The following is a 16,198-nucleotide window of genomic DNA, read 5'->3' as shown; positions in this document are numbered from 1 at the left end:
GTGTGCCTCGCCGGTGGCAGTAAATCGAGGGTGTGCGGCAGTCCTGCCACTGTTCGTAAGGAGTGTCCGGCGCGACAGTGGTGTCATGACTACAGAACAGACACAGACACTGCTCGCCATGGTCGTCGTGCTGGGAATGTTCCTCGTCCTGGTCCTCCCGTCACTGATCGGGATCGTGCACGACCGGCGCATCGACCGTCAGATCAGGGAGGCCCAGGAGCGCGACGCGGCAAAGGCTCAGAAGTCCTCGTCCAGGTCGACAGTGCCCTCCACCGCCACCTGGTACGCCGACGGACGCCGCTCGAAGAAGTTGGTGAGCTCCTGAACACCCTGGAGCTCCATGAAGGAGAAGGGGTTCTCGGAGCCGTACACCGGAGCGAAGCCGAGGCGCGACAGGCGCTGATCGGCGACACACTCCAGGTACTGCCGCATCGAGTCGGTGTTCATGCCCGGGAGGCCGTCACCACACAGGTCGCGCGCGAACTGCAGCTCGGCCTCGACGGCCTCCCGCAGCATGTCGGTGACCTGCTGCTGGAGCTCGTCGTCGAAGAGCTCCGGCTCCTCCTTGCGGACGGTGTCGACGACGTCGAACGCGAAGGACATGTGCATGGTCTCGTCGCGGAACACCCAGTTGGTGCCGGTGGCCAGACCGTGCAGCAGACCCCGGCTGCGGAACCAGTAGACGTACGCGAAGGCGCCGTAGAAGAACAGGCCCTCGATGCACGCGGCGAAGCAGATCAGGTTGAGCAGGAAGCGACGCCGGTCGGCCTTGGTCTCCAGGCGGTCCAGCTTCTCGACCTCGTTGATCCACTTGAAGCAGAACTCGGCCTTCTCGCGGATCGAGGGGATGTTCTCGACGGCGTCGAAGGCCGCCGCCCTGTCCTCCGGGTCGGGCAGATAGGTGTCGAGCAGCGTCAGGTAGAACTGGACGTGCACGGCCTCCTCGAAGAGCTGGCGCGACAGGTACAGGCGCGCCTCCGGGGAGTTGATGTGCTTGTACAGCGTCAGCACCAGGTTGTTCGCCACGATCGAGTCGCCCGTCGCGAAGAACGCGACCAGCCGGCCGATCATGTGCTGCTCGCCCTCGGACAGCTTCGCGAGGTCGGCGACGTCCGAGTGGAGGTCGACCTCCTCCACGGTCCAGGTGTTCTTGATGGCGTCCCGGTAGCGCTCGTAGAAGTCCGGGTAGCGCATGGGGCGCAGAGTCAGCTCGAAGCCGGGGTCGAGAAGGTTCTGGTTACTGGGCATTACTGGCAGGCCTCGCAGGACTCGGGGTTTTCCAGGGAGCAGGCGACGGCGTCGGGCTCGGCGACCTGCTGGACGGGGATGGTCTTCTCGGGCTGGGCGGCCTGACCCTGGGCGGCGCGGGCGATACGGGTCGCCGGGCGCGAGCGCAGGTAGTACGTCGTCTTCAGGCCCGACTTCCAGGCGTACGCGTACATCGAGGAGAGCTTGCCGATGGTCGGCGTCTCCAGGAAGAGGTTCAGGGACTGTGCCTGGTCGAGGTACGGGGTCCGGGCCGCCGCCATGTCGATCAGGCCGCGCTGCGGGATCTCCCACGCCGTGCGGTACAGCGCCCGTACGTCCGCCGGGATCCAGGCGAAGTCCTGCACCGAGCCGTTGGCATCACGCAGCGCCTCGCGGGTGCGGGCGTCCCAGACACCCAGCGCCTTCAGCTCGTCGACCAGGTACGAGTTGACCTGGAGGAACTCGCCGGAGAGCGTCTCGCGCTTGAACAGGTTGGACACCTGCGGCTCGATGCACTCGTAGACACCGGCGATGGACGCGATGGTGGCGGTGGGCGCGATGGCCAGCAGCAGCGAGTTGCGCATGCCGGTCGCGGCGATCCGCTCGCGCAGCGCGGCCCAGCGCTGCGGCCAGGCCGGCTCGACACCGTAGTGGTCGGGGTGCAGCACACCCTGGGCGGTACGGGTCTTCTCCCAGGCCGGCAGCGGGCCGTTGCGCTCGGCGAGGTCGGCGGACGCCTCGTACGCGGCGAGCATGATGCGCTCGGCGATGCGCGTGGAGAGCTGTTTCGCCTCGGCCGAGTCGAAGGGCAGCCGCAGTTTGAAGAAGACGTCCTGGAGGCCCATCGCGCCCAGGCCCACCGGCCGCCACTTGGCGTTGGACCGGCCCGCCTGCTCGGTCGGGTAGAAGTTGATGTCGACGACGCGGTCGAGGAAGGTGACGGCCGTGCGGACCGTCTCGTCCAGGCGCTCCCAGTCGATCTCCCCGTCGCTCACGAACGCGCCGAGGTTGACCGAACCCAGGTTGCAGACCGCCGTCTCCCCGTCGTCGGTGACCTCCAGGATCTCCGTGCAGAGGTTGGAGGAGTGGACGACATGGCCCGGCAGGGCCGTCTGGTTGGCGGTGCGGTTGGCGGCGTCCTTGAAGGTCATCCAGCCGTTGCCGGTCTGCGCGAGGGTGCGCATCATGCGGCCGTACAGATCGCGGGCCGGGATGGTCTTGCGCGCCAGACCCCGCTCCTCGGCCTTGCGGTAGGCCGCGTCGAACTCCTCGCCCCACAGGTCGACGAGCTCGGGGACGTCGGCGGGCGAGAACAGGGACCACTGGCCGTCGGCGTTGACCCGGCGCATGAACTCGTCCGGGATCCAGTGCGCGAGGTTCAGGTTGTGCGTACGGCGGGCGTCCTCACCGGTGTTGTCCCGCAGCTCCAGGAACTCCTCGATGTCGGAGTGCCAGGTCTCCAGGTAGACCGCGGCCGCGCCCTTGCGCCGGCCGCCCTGGTTCACGGCGGCGACCGAGGCGTCCAGGGTCTTCAGGAACGGGACGATGCCGTTGGAGTGCCCGTTGGTGCCCCGGATCAGCGAACCCCGGGAGCGGATGCGGGAGTACGACAGGCCGATGCCGCCGGCGTGCTTCGAGAGGCGGGCGACCTGGTGGTAGCGGTCGTAGATGGAGTCGAGCTCGTCCTTGGGGGAGTCCAGGAGGTAGCAGGACGACATCTGGGGGTGCCGGGTACCGGAGTTGAAGAGGGTGGGGGAGGACGGCAGGTAGTCGAGGCGGCTCATCAGGCCGTAGAGCGCGGAGACCTCGTCGACGGAGCGGACGGTGTCGTCCTCGGCGAGACCGGCGGCGACGCGCAGCATGAAGTGCTGGGGCGTCTCGATCACCTTGCGGGTGATGGGGTGCCGCAGGAGGTAACGGCTGTGCAGGGTGCGCAGGCCGAAGTAGCCGAAGCGGTCGTCGGCGGCCGTGTCGACCAGCGCGTCGAGACGGGCCGCGTGGATGCGCGCGAACTCGGCCGTGCGGTCGGCGATGAGGCCCTCGCGGTGGCCGACCGCGACCGACTCGGTGAAGGACGTCACACCCTGCGAGGCTGCCTCGGCGGCGATGGAGATGGTCAGCAGCCGGGCGGCGAGCCTGCTGAAGGCGGGGTCCTCGGAGATGAGGCCGGCCGCCGCCTCGGTGGCCAGCTCGCGCAGCTCCGCCTCGTCGGCCCGGGCGGACCGGCCGCGCAGTGCGGCGGCGGCGACCCGGCCGGGGTCGGCGTCGGGGAGGTCGGCGGTCAGCTCGGTCAGGAGCCGCAGCAAAGCGGTTCCCGGGGCGTCCTCGTCGGTTTGGACCTGAGAGACGGCTGAGGCCGGTTCTGCTGGCGCGATGGTCACGTGGGGGCTCTCCCTCGCTCGGCACGGGGGCCTTGCGGAGGGCAGGGGGCAGCACACGAGCGCACGCGGCGTCGCGTCCACCGGCCCATTCCACGAGACCCGGACGTCGGGCGCACCGGCCGGTCGGCCGGGCGCGCTGTCGGCAGGTCCTCGGACTGACTCCTGTGCACGGTTCTGGGAACAGACATGCACAAGTACACCGTTGCGGGACAGTTCCGGATTCGCACCGGATTCCCCTGCGGCGACAGCGAGCATGAGCATACATCTTGTGCTCGCCCGCCACGCCACCCCCAGATGTTGTGTCGCGGTGGTTTCAGAGCGTCAACTCATAGGTGAGGAGAGTGATGTCGACGAGCTGCGGGATCGGATTCCAGTCCCGCTCGGGTGTGCGAACGAAGCCGAGCCGTTCGTAGATGCGGTGGGCGCCGTGCATGGTGCGCTGGGTCGACAGGACGATCCGTACGCAGCCCTCCGTGGCCCGGGCGCGGTCGACGCAGGCGCGCACGAGGGCCTCGCCGGCGCCGCGTCCCCGGGCCGCGCGGTCGACGGCGAGCATCCGGATCTCGGCCTCGCCGGGGCGCGCTATGTCGGCCATCGGGCCGCCGCCCGGCACGAAGGTCACCCCGCCCAGCAGCCGGCCGTCCACGACGGCCACCAGCACCTCGGCGGCGGCCGCGCGCTTGGCCACATCCCTGAGCTCGCCGAGGTACTCGTCGCTCTCGCCGAAGTCGAGGAGTCCGTCGTGGAGGTAGGCCCGGGCGGTGATCTCACCGAGCGCGTCGAACTCGCCGGGCGCCGCCGGCCGGATCGCGATGTCCATACGCCGAGTCTGCCGGACGGCCACGGCGGCGGGCCCGTGGATTTCCGCCGAGGGCCGCCGGGTTGCGGGGAGTTCAGGGAGTGCTTCCATGGAGATAGGTGTCGGCGCCTCGCGGTCGCTCCGTTTCGAGAGCCGTTCTCGGAAGGAGACGAACGATGACGAGGGTCGTCCGTCGCCCGCCCGGCAAGAAGCGGCCGCGTGACGCGCCGATGGCGACGCTGGCTCCGAGACGGGCGGGCAACTGGGTCAGACAGGGGGCCGTGGGCCACTGGCACCGGCTGACGATCCGCCTGGAGGCCCGCGGCGGCACCGCCCGCCCCAGGAAGTGGCGGCGCTGGTTCACCTACACCAATGTCACCCGGGCCATCTGGACGGTGGCCGCGCTGGCCGTGCTCGCGTGGGTGGTGGAGGGCCTGTACATCCTGCTCTCGGGCCACACGACCGGCTTCGAGAAGTGGCGGCAGGGCAACGACGGATTCGACACGGTCATGCGCTTCGTCGGCCCGGTGCTCGCCGCGTCGCTCGCCGCCGCGCTCTTCCTGTTCTGGTGGTACCGGTGGACCAAGCGGCGTTATCTCGCCAAGGCACGGGGCGACCCCCACCGGCTGGTGCTCACCGCCGGGCCGGACGCCGCCGAGATCGTGGGCCGGGAGGAGATCGCCCAGGTCATCGCCGAACGGCTGCGCGACCGGGACACGCGCCGGCCCTATCTGCTGGTCGGCGGCGTCGGTGTGGGCAAGACCGCCGTCCTGGTGCGGCTCACCGAACTGCTGGCGGAGCAGAACGCCGTACCCGTGCCTATCCGGCTGCGGGACGCGAACGGCACGACCGACCTGAACTTCGAACGCATGGCCAAGGCGCGCTTCACCGAGGAGGCCCCCCGGGGCATCCTCGCGCGCAGCAAGACCGAGCGGGTCTGGCAGCAACTGCTCGCCGACGACAAGCCGGTCGTCATCGCCGACGGACTGGAGGAGGCCCTCCTCGGCGACGGCCTCCAGCAGAACCGGGACAACATCATCCGGCGGGCCATCGAGCGTGCCTACGAGGAGAAGCTGCCCCTCGTCATCGCCTCCCGTCCGCACAGCCCGCTGGAGAGCACCCCGGCCGCGATCGTGGAGCTGGAGCCGCTCAGCGAGGAGGAGGCACTGCGGTTCGTCCAGGCACGCGTCCCGGAGACGGACGAACGCCGCGTGGACTGGATCGTGGAGACGGCGGAGGTGACCGAGTCGCCCGTCTACCTCCAGATCGCCCGCGAACTGCACCGCCATGGCGCCCTGGAGCACGACCGGCCGGACAACGACCCGCAGCACATGAACACCCGCAGCCGCGACCGGGGCACGCTGCGGCTGTGGCTGCTGGAGACCTGGGACGAGGCGCTGTGCGAGGGCCGGCTGCGCCCGGACGTCGCGCTGAGCCGGCGCGAACGCCGCGACGCCGTCGAAGTGGTCTCCGCCCTGGCCTGCGTGGGACTGCTCCAGGACAAGCTGGAGGTCGGCCTCGGGGAACTGCTCGACTCGGACGTCCACCCCGGTCCGATGCGGCGCGCACAGGCCCACGCCGAGCACCTGTGGGCCGGCGGACGCGCCTTCGACCGGTACGGCAGGCGCGGGAACGTCTTCTCCGAGTGGCACCGGCAGCAGATCTGGGATGTGCTGTGCCGGCGGATCGGCCCGGACGAGAGGAGGCGGCTGCTCGGGGGCAACATGGACCAGTGCCGCTCGGCCCTCGCCCGGATCGTGCGCAACGCGGACAAGCTGGGCCTGGTGGAGGGCTTCGAGCGCAAGGTCCGTTTCCCGCACAGCATCATCCAGGCCTACTTCGGCTACCGCGTGCTGCGCCAGCTCGGCGAGCGGGGCGCCGGCGAGCTCGTGGAGCACGTGCTCCAGCCGCCCGGACCCAGCCGCGAACTGCTCATGGCCCTGGTGCTGTTGTCGCGCCGCCGGGCGGCGAGGACCAGGGCCCGCGGGGAGGGCGTCGGGGCCGAGGTGAGGAAGGAGGCCGAGGAACGGCTTCGCCGGTCGCGGGTGGGCGGGCACACCCTGGCCCAGCGGCTCTGCAAGGCCGCGCAACGCCGCACGGACGATCCGAAGGCGCTCGATCTGTACGCCGCCGCCGTGGAGATCGAGAGCGTGGAGGACGCTCCGCGGCTGCTCGGGGACATCCTGGACCAAGTGCGCGTGACCTGGGCCGGTTTCAAGGGCGACCGGCGCAGCCTCGACGACGCCAAACTGCGGCTGCTCAGGCAGGTCGGAGCCGCCCTGCGAAGCGTCTCCGACCGGATCGACACCACTCCCCTCTACGAGCAGCTCGTCCAGATCGGCGTGAAGGAACCCTCCTACTCGATACGCCTGGCCGCCGCCCAGGAGTTCGGCACCGGCGGCAACGCGGCGTTCGCCGTGATCCGCGGGTGGGTCGGGCTGAGCAGCGACCCCGTGCAGGAGTACGACGACCGGCTCGGCGAGCTGAAGGCCTGGAAACGCGGTGAGTACGAGCACTGGGCCGAGCGCATGGCGTGGGCGCGGTCCGCGGGCGCGCCCTCGCGGGCCAGGACCGAGCGCATCGCCCGGCTCCAGCAGGACAGGCGCACGCTCAACCAGGAGTACCGCAGGAAACGGGTCGATCTGTTCCGGGAGTTCGTGATGCGTGCCTGGATGATCCCCATGCTGCTGGGCTCCGTCGACGAGGCACACCATGACGAGGCCCGCGAACGTCTCACGAAGTGGCTGCGCCATCTGGACCCGAAGGCCACCGGGGGCGCGCCCGATCTGCCGCTCGCCCTGGAGGCCGCGCTGGCCCAGGGCTTCAAGTACGCGGCCAACCGGCGGATCCGGCATCCGCAGGCCCACCAGGGCGGTCGCGACGACCTGATCCGGCAGGCGCAGACCGTGCTCCAGCAGTCCCGCTGCTGGTACGCGCAGGTCATGCTGCTCCAGGCGCTGTGCCTGTGGGAGCTCCCCGACAGCGTGGGCGTCCATGAGCGGGAGGCACACGCGACGCCGGTCAAGGACGAGCGCGCCGGCGGGCCCGAGCCGCCCCAGGCGCTGGGCGGGACGAGTGCCGTGCAGACCGTGGAGCGTTGGCTTTCCATGGCCGGCACGGTGAACCGGGCATCATCCGGGCATCCCGAGGCGAACGGCAGCGCGCCGCCTCAGTCCCTGCATCCGTTCGTCGCCGAGGCAGGGGATCTGGTGGCCCTCGCGCTGGAGACCGGGCAGCCCGAGCGGTATCTCTGGATCGACGAGAAGGGCGTCGCCGACAACATCGGCGCGCGCACCGGCAACCCCGAGGGGTACCGCAAGCACAACCTGTGGATCCCGCCCTCGGTCGGCTGGAGCACCCTCGACGCGCGCGCCCAGCGCCTGGTCGCCGACGTGCTGGTGATGCTGAACCTCATCGAACGGGACGGGCATCCCGACGAGGTCGAGGAGCGGATGACCCGCGCGGAGCAGCCGGGGACGTCACTTCCGCCGTGCATCCGCAGCGACCGCGGCCCGTTGCGGCCCGACCTGCGGGCCGGCATGGCGGATCCGCCCACACCGGGGGCGACCTGCCTGCCCGACTGCAAGTTCCAGCTCTGCCCCTACCCGCCCCGGGGCTGTGTGCCGCGCGGGGAGATCCGGGAACCGTTCTGCCGTCAGCAGCAGGCCCTGCTGCCGGGACGGGTGCGCCGGCATCTGCCCCGGGGGCTGCGCAGGAAGACGCCGCGCTGGGTCAGCATGCGGGTGAAGGAACTCGACGGCTTCTGGCAGCAAATGGCCGGACGTACGCGCAGCTAGTGCGGTACGCCCGGCCTCGGAGCGGCTGAACTAGTGGGCCGCCACCGGCAGTTCCGTCTTGACGCCGGGGTCGCCCGCGTCGGCCGTGTAGTCCTCCGGCTTCGTCTCGTCGATGCCCTCCGGGGCCTTCGCCGCCTTCAGGACGAAGGTGAGGACGACCGTGACCACCACGTTGAGCACGAACGCCGTGAGACCGATGTAGCCGATCTCGCCGATGCCCGGGATCTCCTTCGCCGAGCCGCCGAAGTGCGCTTGCGTCGGGGAGGCGACGCCGTACGCGGCGAGCGTGCCGTAGATCATGCCGACCGCCCAGCCGGCCAGCAGGGCCCAGCGGTGGAACCAGCGGGTGAACAGGCCGCCGACCAGGGCCGGGAAGGTCTGCAGGATCCAGATGCCGCCCAGGAGCTGGAAGTTGATGGCGACCGTCTTGTCCATCGTCAGGACGAAGACCAGCGCGCCCACCTTCACCAGCAGGGACACGATCTTGGAGACCTTGGTCTCCTGCGCGGGCGTGGCGTCCGGCTTGATGAAGTCCTTGTAGATGTTGCGGGTGAAGAGATTCGCGGCTGCGATCGACATGATGGCCGCCGGCACCAGCGCGCCGATGCCGATCGCCGCGAAGGCCACGCCCGCGAACCAAGCCGGGAACATGTTCTCGAAGAGCTGCGGGATCGCGAGCTGGCCGTTCTGCACCTTGATGCCGGCCGCGATCGCCATGAAGCCCAGCAGGGCGAGCAGGCCCAGCATCAGGGAGTACAGCGGCAGGATCGTGGTGTTGCGGCGGATCACCTCACGGCTGCGCGAGGACAGCGTCGCCGTGATCGAGTGCGGGTACATGAACAGCGCGAGCGCGGAGCCCAGCGCCAGCGTGGCGTACGTCCACTGCCCCGCCTCGGCCGGGACCAGCGCACCGCGCGGCGCGCCCGTGGCCGGGTTGGTCTGGCTGTACGCCTCGCCCGCCTTGGCGAAGATCTCGTCGAAGCCGCCCAGCTTGATCGGGATGTAGATGATCGCCACCGCGATGACGATGTAGATCAGCGTGTCCTTCACGAACGCGATCAGCGCGGGGGCGCGCAGGCCCGAGGAGTAGGTGTACGCGGCCAGCACACCGAAGGCGATGAGCAGCGGCAGGTCCTTGATGAACCAGTTCGTGTTCTCGCCGCCGCCGACGCCCATCACGTCGAGGACGGCCTGGATGCCGACGAGCTGGAGCGCGATGTACGGCATCGTCGCCAGGATGCCGGTCACCGCGACCGCCAGCGACAGGCCCTTGGAGCCGAAGCGTCCGCGCACGAAGTCCGAGGTCGTCACATAGCCGTGCTTGTGGGACACCGACCACAGGCGGGGCAGGAACGTGAAGATCAGCGGGTAGACGAGGATCGTGTACGGCACCGCGAAGAAGCCGGCCGCGCCCGCCGCGTAGATCGCCGCGGGTACGGCGACGAAGGTGTACGCCGTGTACAGGTCGCCGCCGAGCAGGAACCAGGTGACCCAGGTGCCGAACGACCGGCCGCCCAGGCCCCATTCGTCGAGGCTGTGCTCGTTCTCGGCCTTGCGCCAGCGCGCGGCCAGGAAGCCCATGACCGTGACGGCCAGGAAGAAGAAGATGAAGACGCCGAGTGCGACGCCGTTCACGCCGTCGTTCATTCCGACGCACCGCCCTTCTGCGAGGCGCGGGCGCGCTGGTCACGCTGCCACAGCTTGTACGCCGTCATCGTCAGCAGCGTGGAGAGCAGTACCCACAGCATCTGGTACCAGTAGAAGAACGGGATGCCGGCGAACGCCGGGTCGGTCTTGGCATACGAACCGACCCACAGCATCGCCACGAAGGGCGCGACGAGACAGAGCGCGATGACGACCCGTACGGGCGTCACCACCGGCCCTCTGTTCACTTCTGGGGCATCTGACATCTGACGGCTCCGTCCCCTCACTGATCACCTGAGAAACGCCCGGGCAATGTAGGTGACGGTGCAACGACAGCGGAAGACCCTGTCCGCATATCGGATGTGGAGGGTTGGTGTGCACGCCGACCGGGCGCTCAGCAGCAGCGGAACCCCTGGCGTGGATCTGCTTCCTGACGGTCCGTCCGCATCCGCTCGAAGTCGCGCCGAGTGGGCACCCGGGCGTCGGGGTGCTCGTGCCGCACATGCGCGACATAGCGGTCGTACGCCGACTCGTCGGTCAGCTCCCGCAGATACCAGCGGACGCTACCGAGTACCCGCCGAAGCGACGGCATCGCGCTCCTCCTCCTTCTCCTCCTTGGTCGGGAACAGCCCCGCCGGGGCGGTGATCCCCGACTCGACGTACGGCGCCTCGCTGAGCGTGGACAGGGCCGGGCGGCGGATGTGCCGGACGCAGACGCGGGCGGCGTCGGCGATCACGACGACGATCAGGATCGCGAGGACGGCCGTGAGGACGCCGTCCACCGTGGAGTTGGTGACCACGGTGTGCATGTCGTCCATGGTCTTGGCGGGCGGCAGCACCTCGCCGCGGTCGATGGCGTCCTGGAAGACCTGACGCTGCTTGAAGAAGCCGACCCTGGGGTCGCTGGAGAAGACCTTCTGGAAGCTCGCGGTCAGGGTGACCGTCGCGTCCCAGGCGAGCGGAACCCCGGTGATCCAGGCCCACTTGAGGCGTCCGGACTTCACCAGCAGCGTCGTGCAGACGGCGAGCGCGACGGCCGCGAGGAGCTGGTTCGAGATGCCGAAGATCGGGAAGAGCTGGTTGATGCCGCCGAGGGGTTCGTGCACGCCGACCCACAGGAAGTAGCCCCACAGTCCGCACACGATGGCGCTGGTGATGGCCAGGCCGGGCTTCCAGCTCACGTTCTTGAAGGGCCGGTAGACGTTGCCGAGCATGTCCTGGAGCATGAACCGGCCCACCCGGGTGCCGGCGTCCAGTGCGGTCAGGATGAACAGCGCCTCGAACATGATCGCGAAGTGGTACCAGAAGGCGCGCAGGCCGCCGCCGGTGACCTGCGAGAAGATCTCCGAGACGCCGATGGCGAGGGTGGGCGCGCCGCCGGTCCGGGAGAGCAGGGACGCCTCCTCGACGTTCTTCGCCGCCTGGGCCAGGTCCTGCGGGGAGATCTGGTAGCCCCAACCGCCCACCACCTGCGAGGCGTTCTGCACGGTGTCGCCGATGACTCCGGCGGGCGCGTTCATCGCGAAGTACAGGCCCGGGTCGATGATGCTCGCCGCCACCAGTGCCATCACGGCGACCGACGACTCCATCAGCATGGAGCCGTAGCCGATCATCCGGACCTGCGTCTCCTTCTGGATCATCTTCGGCGTCGTGCCGGAGGAGATGAGCGCGTGGAAGCCGGACAGGGCGCCGCAGGCGATGGTGATGAAGACGAAGGGGAAGAGGGAGCCCGCGAAGACGGGGCCGTCGCCGCGCGAGGCGAAGTCCGTCACCGCGTCCATCTTCAGCGTCGGCAGGGCGACGACCACGCCGAGGGCGAGCAGGAAGATCGTGCCGATCTTCATGAAGGTGGAGAGGTAGTCGCGCGGCGCCAGCAGCATCCACACCGGCAGGATCGAGGCGATGAAGCCGTACGCCACCATCCAGACGACCAGCGTCGAGGGCGCGAGGGTGAAGGTGCCGGCCCAGGACGACTCGGCGACCCAGCGGCCCGCGACCAGGGCGAGCAGCAGCAGGGCGACGCCGATGACGGAGACCTCGGTGACCCGGCCGGGGCGCAGCACCCGCAGGTAGAAGCCCATCAGCAGGGCGATCGGGATCGTCATCGCGATGGAGAAGGTGCCCCAGGGGGACTGCGCGAGGGCGTTGACGATGACGAGGGCCAGCACGCCGAGCAGGATGATCATGATGACGAACGTGGCCACCAGCGCGGCCGCGCCGCCGAACGGGCCGATCTCCTCGCGCGCCATCTGGCCCAGCGAGCGTCCGTCGCGGCGGGTGGAGAAGAACAGCACCACCATGTCCTGGACCGCGCCCGCGAAAATGACACCGGCGATGATCCAGATCGTGCCCGGCAGATAGCCCATCTGCGCGGCCAGCACGGGTCCCACCAGCGGGCCGGCGCCGGCGATCGCCGCGAAGTGGTGGCCGAGCAGGACGCGGCGGTCGGTGGGGTGGAAGTCGATGCCGTTGTTCAGGCGTTCGGCCGGCGTGGCCCTGGTCCGGTCGACCTTCAGGACCTTGTACGCGATGAACTTGGCGTAGAAGCGATAGGCGATGGCGTACGAGCCGAGCGCGGCGGCGACCATCCAGGCGGCCGAGACCTCCTCACCGCGGGACAGCGCGAGCACGGTCCAGCCGGCGGCACCGACCAGCGCGACCAGGGTCCAGATGACGACGGTTCGGGGATTCGCGGTACGCACCGGGTGGTCCTCCCGTCCATGCGGCGACGGGAGGAACGTAGAACAGGAAAGGGGGATGCGCTACACCGCGTGCATCAGGCCAACTCGCCCAGTCCTGCGGCCGCTTCAGCCGCGCCACGCTGCATCCCCCGGGGATGACACCCGGACCCCCAGCCGCCCGGCTGCCGCGCGGCGTTTCAGTCCTGGGGACGCTTCAGCCTCGCGACGAACTTGTACCGGTCGCCGCGGTACACCGAGCGCACCCACTCCACCGGCTGTCCGTCCCGGTCCAGGGAGTGCCGGGACAGCATCAGCATCGGCAGGCCGACGTCGGTGCCGAGCAGGCCGGCCTCGCGCGGGGTGGCCAACGAGGTCTCGATGGTCTCCTCGGCCTCGGCGAGATGGACGTCGTAGACCTCGGCGAGCGCGGTGTAGAGGGAGGTGTACTTCACGAGGCTGCGCCTCAGCGCCGGGAAGCGCTTGGCGCTGAGGTGGGTCGTCTCGATCGCCATCGGCTCGCCGTTCGCCATGCGCAGCCGCTCGATGCGCAGCACCCGGCCGCCGGCCGTGATGTCGAGCAGGTCGGCGAGCCGGTCGTCGGCTGTGATGTAGCCGATGTCCAGGAGCTGGGAGGTCGGCTCCAGGCCCTGGGCGCGCATGTCCTCGGTGTAGGAGGTGAGCTGCAGCGCCTGGGAGACCTTCGGCTTGGCGACGAACGTGCCCTTGCCCTGGATCCGCTCCAGACGCCCCTCGACGACCAGTTCCTGGAGCGCCTGCCGGACGGTCGTGCGCGAGGTGTCGAACTCGGCGGCCAGGGTGCGCTCGGGCGGGACGGGGGTTCCCGGCGCCTGGGTCTCCGTCATGTCGAGGAGGTGCTTCTTCAGGCGGTAGTACTTGGGCACGCGGGCGGTACGGACGGTGGCGCCGTTCTCGTTCTCCGCACTGCTGACGTCGGTGCTCATGCTTCGCCTTCCCGGCTCCGGATGCGGGTCACATCGTGATCCCTTCTGTATACCGTCGCCGCCTCTTTTGGTCTAGTCCACAGTGCCAAGTGGTCTAGCGGACGAGCGTACTCCGGCGCCGGTGTTTTCGCTGGCTTCTTACTTAAAGGTTCCTTCATATGTAGGTCGCATAACGGCTGGTCAGGCCCCATTCCTCGCCCCTTGACACGCTTTCTGGTCTGGTCCAAGCTCCCCCTACTGGTCTACACCATTGGTCCAGGTCCCGGCCCAACGCTCGTGCGGGGAGGCAGGGGGGTTTGTGGCATCCCTGAGGAGGGTGGCGTGAAGCGCAAGCTGATATCCGCGATCGGTGTCGCGGGCATGATGATCTCCCTGGCGGCATGCGGGGGCGACAACGGCGACGGCGGCGACAAGGCCGGCGCCGACGGCTACGCGGGCGAGACGCTCACGGTGTGGGTGATGGACGGTTCCTCCCCCGACCAGTGGCAGAAGGACGTCCAGGCCGCCTTCGAGAAGAAGACCAAGGCCAAGGTCAAGTTCGAGATCCAGCAGTGGAACGGCATCCAGCAGAAGCTGACCACCGCCCTGTCGGAGGAGAACCCGCCGGACGTCTTCGAGATCGGCAACACCCAGACCCCGGCCTACGCCAAGACCGGCGGCCTCGCCGACCTCGCCGACCTCAAGACCGAGATCGGCGCCGACTGGGCCGAGTCCCTGAACGAGTCGTCCATCTACGACGGCAAGCAGTACGCCGCCCCGTGGTACTTCGCCAACCGGGTCGTCCTCTACAACAAGAAGGTCTGGGCCGACGCGGGCATCAAGGACACCCCCAAGACCCGCGACGAGTTCTACGCCGACCTCAAGCAGATCGGCGAGAAGACCGACGCCGAGCCCATCTACCTGCCCGGCCAGAACTGGTACCACTTCGTCGGCCTGACCATCGGTGAGGGCGCCGAGCTGGTCAAGAAGGACGGCGACAAGTACGTCTCCAACCTGGACGACCCGAAGGTCGCCGCCGCCATGGAGACGTACAAGAAGTTCCAGGCCCTGTCCAAGGCCCCCAAGGACAAGGACGAGGCGACCCCGCAGCAGGCCGAGGTCTTCGCCAAGGGCAACGTCGGCGCCTTCATCGGCATGGGCTGGGAGGCCGGAACGGCGATCGCGGCCAACAAGAAGATCGAGAAGGAGATCGGCTACTTCACCATCCCGGGTGCCACGGCCGACAAGCCCGAGGGTGTCTTCCTCGGCGGCTCCAACCTCGCGGTCGCCGCGGGCAGCAAGAAGCAGGAGCTGGCCAAGGAGTTCCTGAAGATCGCCCTGTCCGACCAGTACGAGGGCGAGCTCGCCAAGCAGAACGGCGTCATCCCGAACAAGGAGTCGCTCCAGACCAACCTCAAGGGCAACGCCGTCGCCGAGGCCGCCGCGCCGGCCGCCGCGGGCGGTGGCACCACGCCGCTGATCCCGGAGTGGGCCGCCGTGGAGAACGCGCCCAACCCGGTCAAGACGTACATGACCGCCGTGCTGAACGGTAAGTCGCCGGCCGAGGCGGCCAAGCAGGTCGAGGACGAGTTCAACAAGCGTCTCGCCCAGCAGCAGTAACGGCGCCCGGGTCCGCGGGCGGGGGATGCGCGTGACGCCCCCCGCCCCAGCGGCCGTACACGGCTCCACGTACGTAGGTCGAGAAGAGAGATCGCGAGCATGACCGTGCAGACCGAACGGCCGCCCTCCGGTCCGGTGGACGTAGTGAAGAAAGCCGAGAGCGGATCCGCCGGACCGCGGCCTAAAGCCGCGTCCCGCATCGGCGCGCTCACCCCGTACCTCCTGCTGCTGCCGGCCTGCGCGGCCACCGTGCTGCTGCTCGGCTGGCCGCTGCTGAAGGACGTGCTGCTGTCGTTCCAGAACCTCAACATGGGGCAGCTCATCCAGCACGTCACCGAGTGGAACGGCATCGACAACTACAAGGAGGTCCTCACCGGCGAGGACTTCTGGCGAGTCACCCTGCGTTCGATCCTGTTCACGGCGGTCAACGTCGTCCTGATCATGATCTTCGGCGCCCTGACCGGCCTGCTGCTCGCCCGCCTCGGCAAGCGGATGCGGGTCGTGCTGCTGGTCGGCCTCGTGCTGGCCTGGGCGATGCCCGTGGTCGCCGCGACCACCGTCTACCAGTGGCTGTTCGCGCAGCGCTTCGGCGTCGTCAACTGGGTCCTGGACAAGCTCGGTTGGCACTCCATGGCCGACTACAGTTGGACCAGCAGCCAGATGTCGACGTTCTTCGTGGTGACGGTCCTGATCGTCTGGCAGTCGATCCCGTTCGTCGCGATCAACCTCTACGCGGCCACGACCACCATCCCGGGCGAGCTCTACGAGGCCGCCTCACTGGACGGGGCGGGCGTGTGGAAGAGCTTCACCACGGTGACGCTGCCGTTCCTGCGGCCCTTCCTCTACGCCACGACCTTCCTGGAGATCATCTGGGTCTTCAAGGCGTTCGTGCAGGTCTTCACCATCAACGGCGGCGGCCCCGACCGGCTCACCGAGATCCTGCCCGTCTACGCCTACATCGAGGGCGTCGGCAACCAGCACTACGGCATGGGTGCCGCGATCGCCGTACTGACCATCCTGATCATGCTCGGCCTGACCGCCTACTACCTCAGGATCGTGCTCAAGCAAGAGGAAGAGGAGGTCTAGC

General features: G+C 69.0%; 12 protein-coding genes and 1 riboswitch. Of the genes, 4 read left to right on the top strand and 8 right to left on the bottom strand.

The window, feature by feature from the left end; all coding sequences use genetic code 11:
* The first annotated feature begins 85 nt into the window (after positions 1 to 85).
* On the top strand, positions 86 to 325 hold the full coding sequence (locus ACZ69Q_RS21910; protein WP_471044314.1) for a hypothetical protein: 240 nt from the start codon (positions 86 to 88) through the stop codon (positions 323 to 325).
* Here ACZ69Q_RS21910 and ACZ69Q_RS21905 read toward each other — a convergent pair.
* The 3 genes from ACZ69Q_RS21905 to ACZ69Q_RS21895 form a co-directional block, all read right to left on the bottom strand.
* Positions 238 to 1,248, bottom strand: coding sequence for a ribonucleotide-diphosphate reductase subunit beta (locus tag ACZ69Q_RS21905; protein ID WP_471044311.1), 1,011 nt, complete (start codon positions 1,246 to 1,248; stop codon positions 238 to 240). The two genes, ACZ69Q_RS21910 and ACZ69Q_RS21905, sit on opposite strands and share 88 nt — an antisense overlap.
* Positions 1,248 to 3,629: a ribonucleoside-diphosphate reductase subunit alpha gene (locus ACZ69Q_RS21900; protein WP_471044309.1), complete on the bottom strand. Its 2,382-nt coding sequence runs from the start codon at positions 3,627 to 3,629 to the stop codon at positions 1,248 to 1,250. Before ACZ69Q_RS21900 ends, ACZ69Q_RS21905 begins: the two co-directional genes overlap by 1 nt.
* A 124-nt stretch (positions 3,630 to 3,753) precedes the next feature.
* Positions 3,754 to 3,890: riboswitch (cobalamin riboswitch) on the bottom strand.
* Between the two features lie 52 nt (positions 3,891 to 3,942).
* A complete protein-coding gene (locus tag ACZ69Q_RS21895; RefSeq protein WP_471044306.1) occupies positions 3,943 to 4,449 on the bottom strand; it encodes a GNAT family N-acetyltransferase in 507 nt (168 codons plus the stop codon).
* 155 nt (positions 4,450 to 4,604) lie between these two features.
* Between ACZ69Q_RS21895 and ACZ69Q_RS21890 the strand changes: the two genes are divergently transcribed.
* A complete protein-coding gene (locus ACZ69Q_RS21890; RefSeq protein ID WP_471044304.1) occupies positions 4,605 to 8,225 on the top strand; it encodes an NACHT domain-containing protein in 3,621 nt (1,206 codons plus the stop codon).
* A gap of 30 nt (positions 8,226 to 8,255) precedes the next feature.
* On the opposite strand, the gene mctP is transcribed toward ACZ69Q_RS21890, so the two are convergent.
* From mctP to ACZ69Q_RS21865, 5 genes are all read right to left on the bottom strand, one after another.
* Positions 8,256 to 9,872 carry a monocarboxylate uptake permease MctP gene (gene mctP, locus ACZ69Q_RS21885; protein WP_471044301.1) on the bottom strand — a complete coding sequence of 539 codons (1,617 nt, stop codon included), beginning with the start codon at positions 9,870 to 9,872 and terminating at the stop codon, positions 8,256 to 8,258.
* On the bottom strand, positions 9,869 to 10,135 hold the full coding sequence (locus ACZ69Q_RS21880) for a DUF3311 domain-containing protein (RefSeq protein ID WP_471044298.1): 267 nt from the start codon (positions 10,133 to 10,135) through the stop codon (positions 9,869 to 9,871). The genes mctP and ACZ69Q_RS21880 overlap by 4 nt, the downstream gene beginning before the upstream one ends.
* A 128-nt stretch (positions 10,136 to 10,263) precedes the next feature.
* Entirely contained in the window at positions 10,264 to 10,461 is a 198-nt protein-coding gene (locus ACZ69Q_RS21875; RefSeq protein ID WP_471044295.1) for a YbdD/YjiX family protein, read from the bottom strand.
* A complete protein-coding gene (locus ACZ69Q_RS21870) occupies positions 10,433 to 12,571 on the bottom strand; it encodes a carbon starvation CstA family protein (protein WP_471044293.1) in 2,139 nt (712 codons plus the stop codon). Before ACZ69Q_RS21870 ends, ACZ69Q_RS21875 begins: the two co-directional genes overlap by 29 nt.
* Positions 12,572 to 12,747: 176 nt before the next feature.
* Positions 12,748 to 13,512 carry a GntR family transcriptional regulator gene (locus ACZ69Q_RS21865; protein WP_030947772.1) on the bottom strand — a complete coding sequence of 255 codons (765 nt, stop codon included), beginning with the start codon at positions 13,510 to 13,512 and terminating at the stop codon, positions 12,748 to 12,750.
* Between the two features lie 321 nt (positions 13,513 to 13,833).
* Between ACZ69Q_RS21865 and ACZ69Q_RS21860 the strand changes: the two genes are divergently transcribed.
* Both ACZ69Q_RS21860 and ACZ69Q_RS21855 read left to right on the top strand, forming a co-directional pair.
* A complete protein-coding gene (locus ACZ69Q_RS21860; RefSeq protein WP_471044290.1) occupies positions 13,834 to 15,111 on the top strand; it encodes an extracellular solute-binding protein in 1,278 nt (425 codons plus the stop codon).
* A 99-nt stretch (positions 15,112 to 15,210) separates the two neighbouring features.
* The gene (locus tag ACZ69Q_RS21855) at positions 15,211 to 16,197 is read left to right on the top strand and encodes a carbohydrate ABC transporter permease (protein WP_471044288.1); all 987 of its coding nucleotides are present in this window, start codon (positions 15,211 to 15,213) and stop codon (positions 16,195 to 16,197) included.
* The last annotated feature ends 1 nt before the right edge of the window (position 16,198 follow it).

This window comes from Streptomyces sp. NPDC036764 (genome assembly GCF_055609385.1).
The sequence above is the reverse complement of the archived record's forward strand: the minus strand, read 5'-3'. Positions and strand labels throughout refer to the sequence as shown.

Excerpts from the sequence above, each read along its gene's own strand:
- ACZ69Q_RS21910 (WP_471044314.1), top strand. The coding sequence starts at position 86 with ATGACTACAGAACAGACACAGACACTGCTCGCCATGGTCGTCGTGCTG.
- ACZ69Q_RS21905 (WP_471044311.1), bottom strand. The coding sequence starts at position 1,248 with ATGCCCAGTAACCAGAACCTTCTCGACCCCGGCTTCGAGCTGACTCTG.
- ACZ69Q_RS21895 (WP_471044306.1), bottom strand. The coding sequence starts at position 4,449 with ATGGACATCGCGATCCGGCCGGCGGCGCCCGGCGAGTTCGACGCGCTC.
- ACZ69Q_RS21890 (WP_471044304.1), top strand. The coding sequence starts at position 4,605 with ATGACGAGGGTCGTCCGTCGCCCGCCCGGCAAGAAGCGGCCGCGTGAC.
- mctP (WP_471044301.1), bottom strand. The coding sequence starts at position 9,872 with ATGAACGACGGCGTGAACGGCGTCGCACTCGGCGTCTTCATCTTCTTC.
- ACZ69Q_RS21880 (WP_471044298.1), bottom strand. The coding sequence starts at position 10,135 with ATGTCAGATGCCCCAGAAGTGAACAGAGGGCCGGTGGTGACGCCCGTA.
- ACZ69Q_RS21875 (WP_471044295.1), bottom strand. The coding sequence starts at position 10,461 with ATGCCGTCGCTTCGGCGGGTACTCGGTAGCGTCCGCTGGTATCTGCGG.
- ACZ69Q_RS21865 (WP_030947772.1), bottom strand. The coding sequence starts at position 13,512 with ATGAGCACCGACGTCAGCAGTGCGGAGAACGAGAACGGCGCCACCGTC.
- ACZ69Q_RS21855 (WP_471044288.1), top strand. The coding sequence starts at position 15,211 with ATGACCGTGCAGACCGAACGGCCGCCCTCCGGTCCGGTGGACGTAGTG.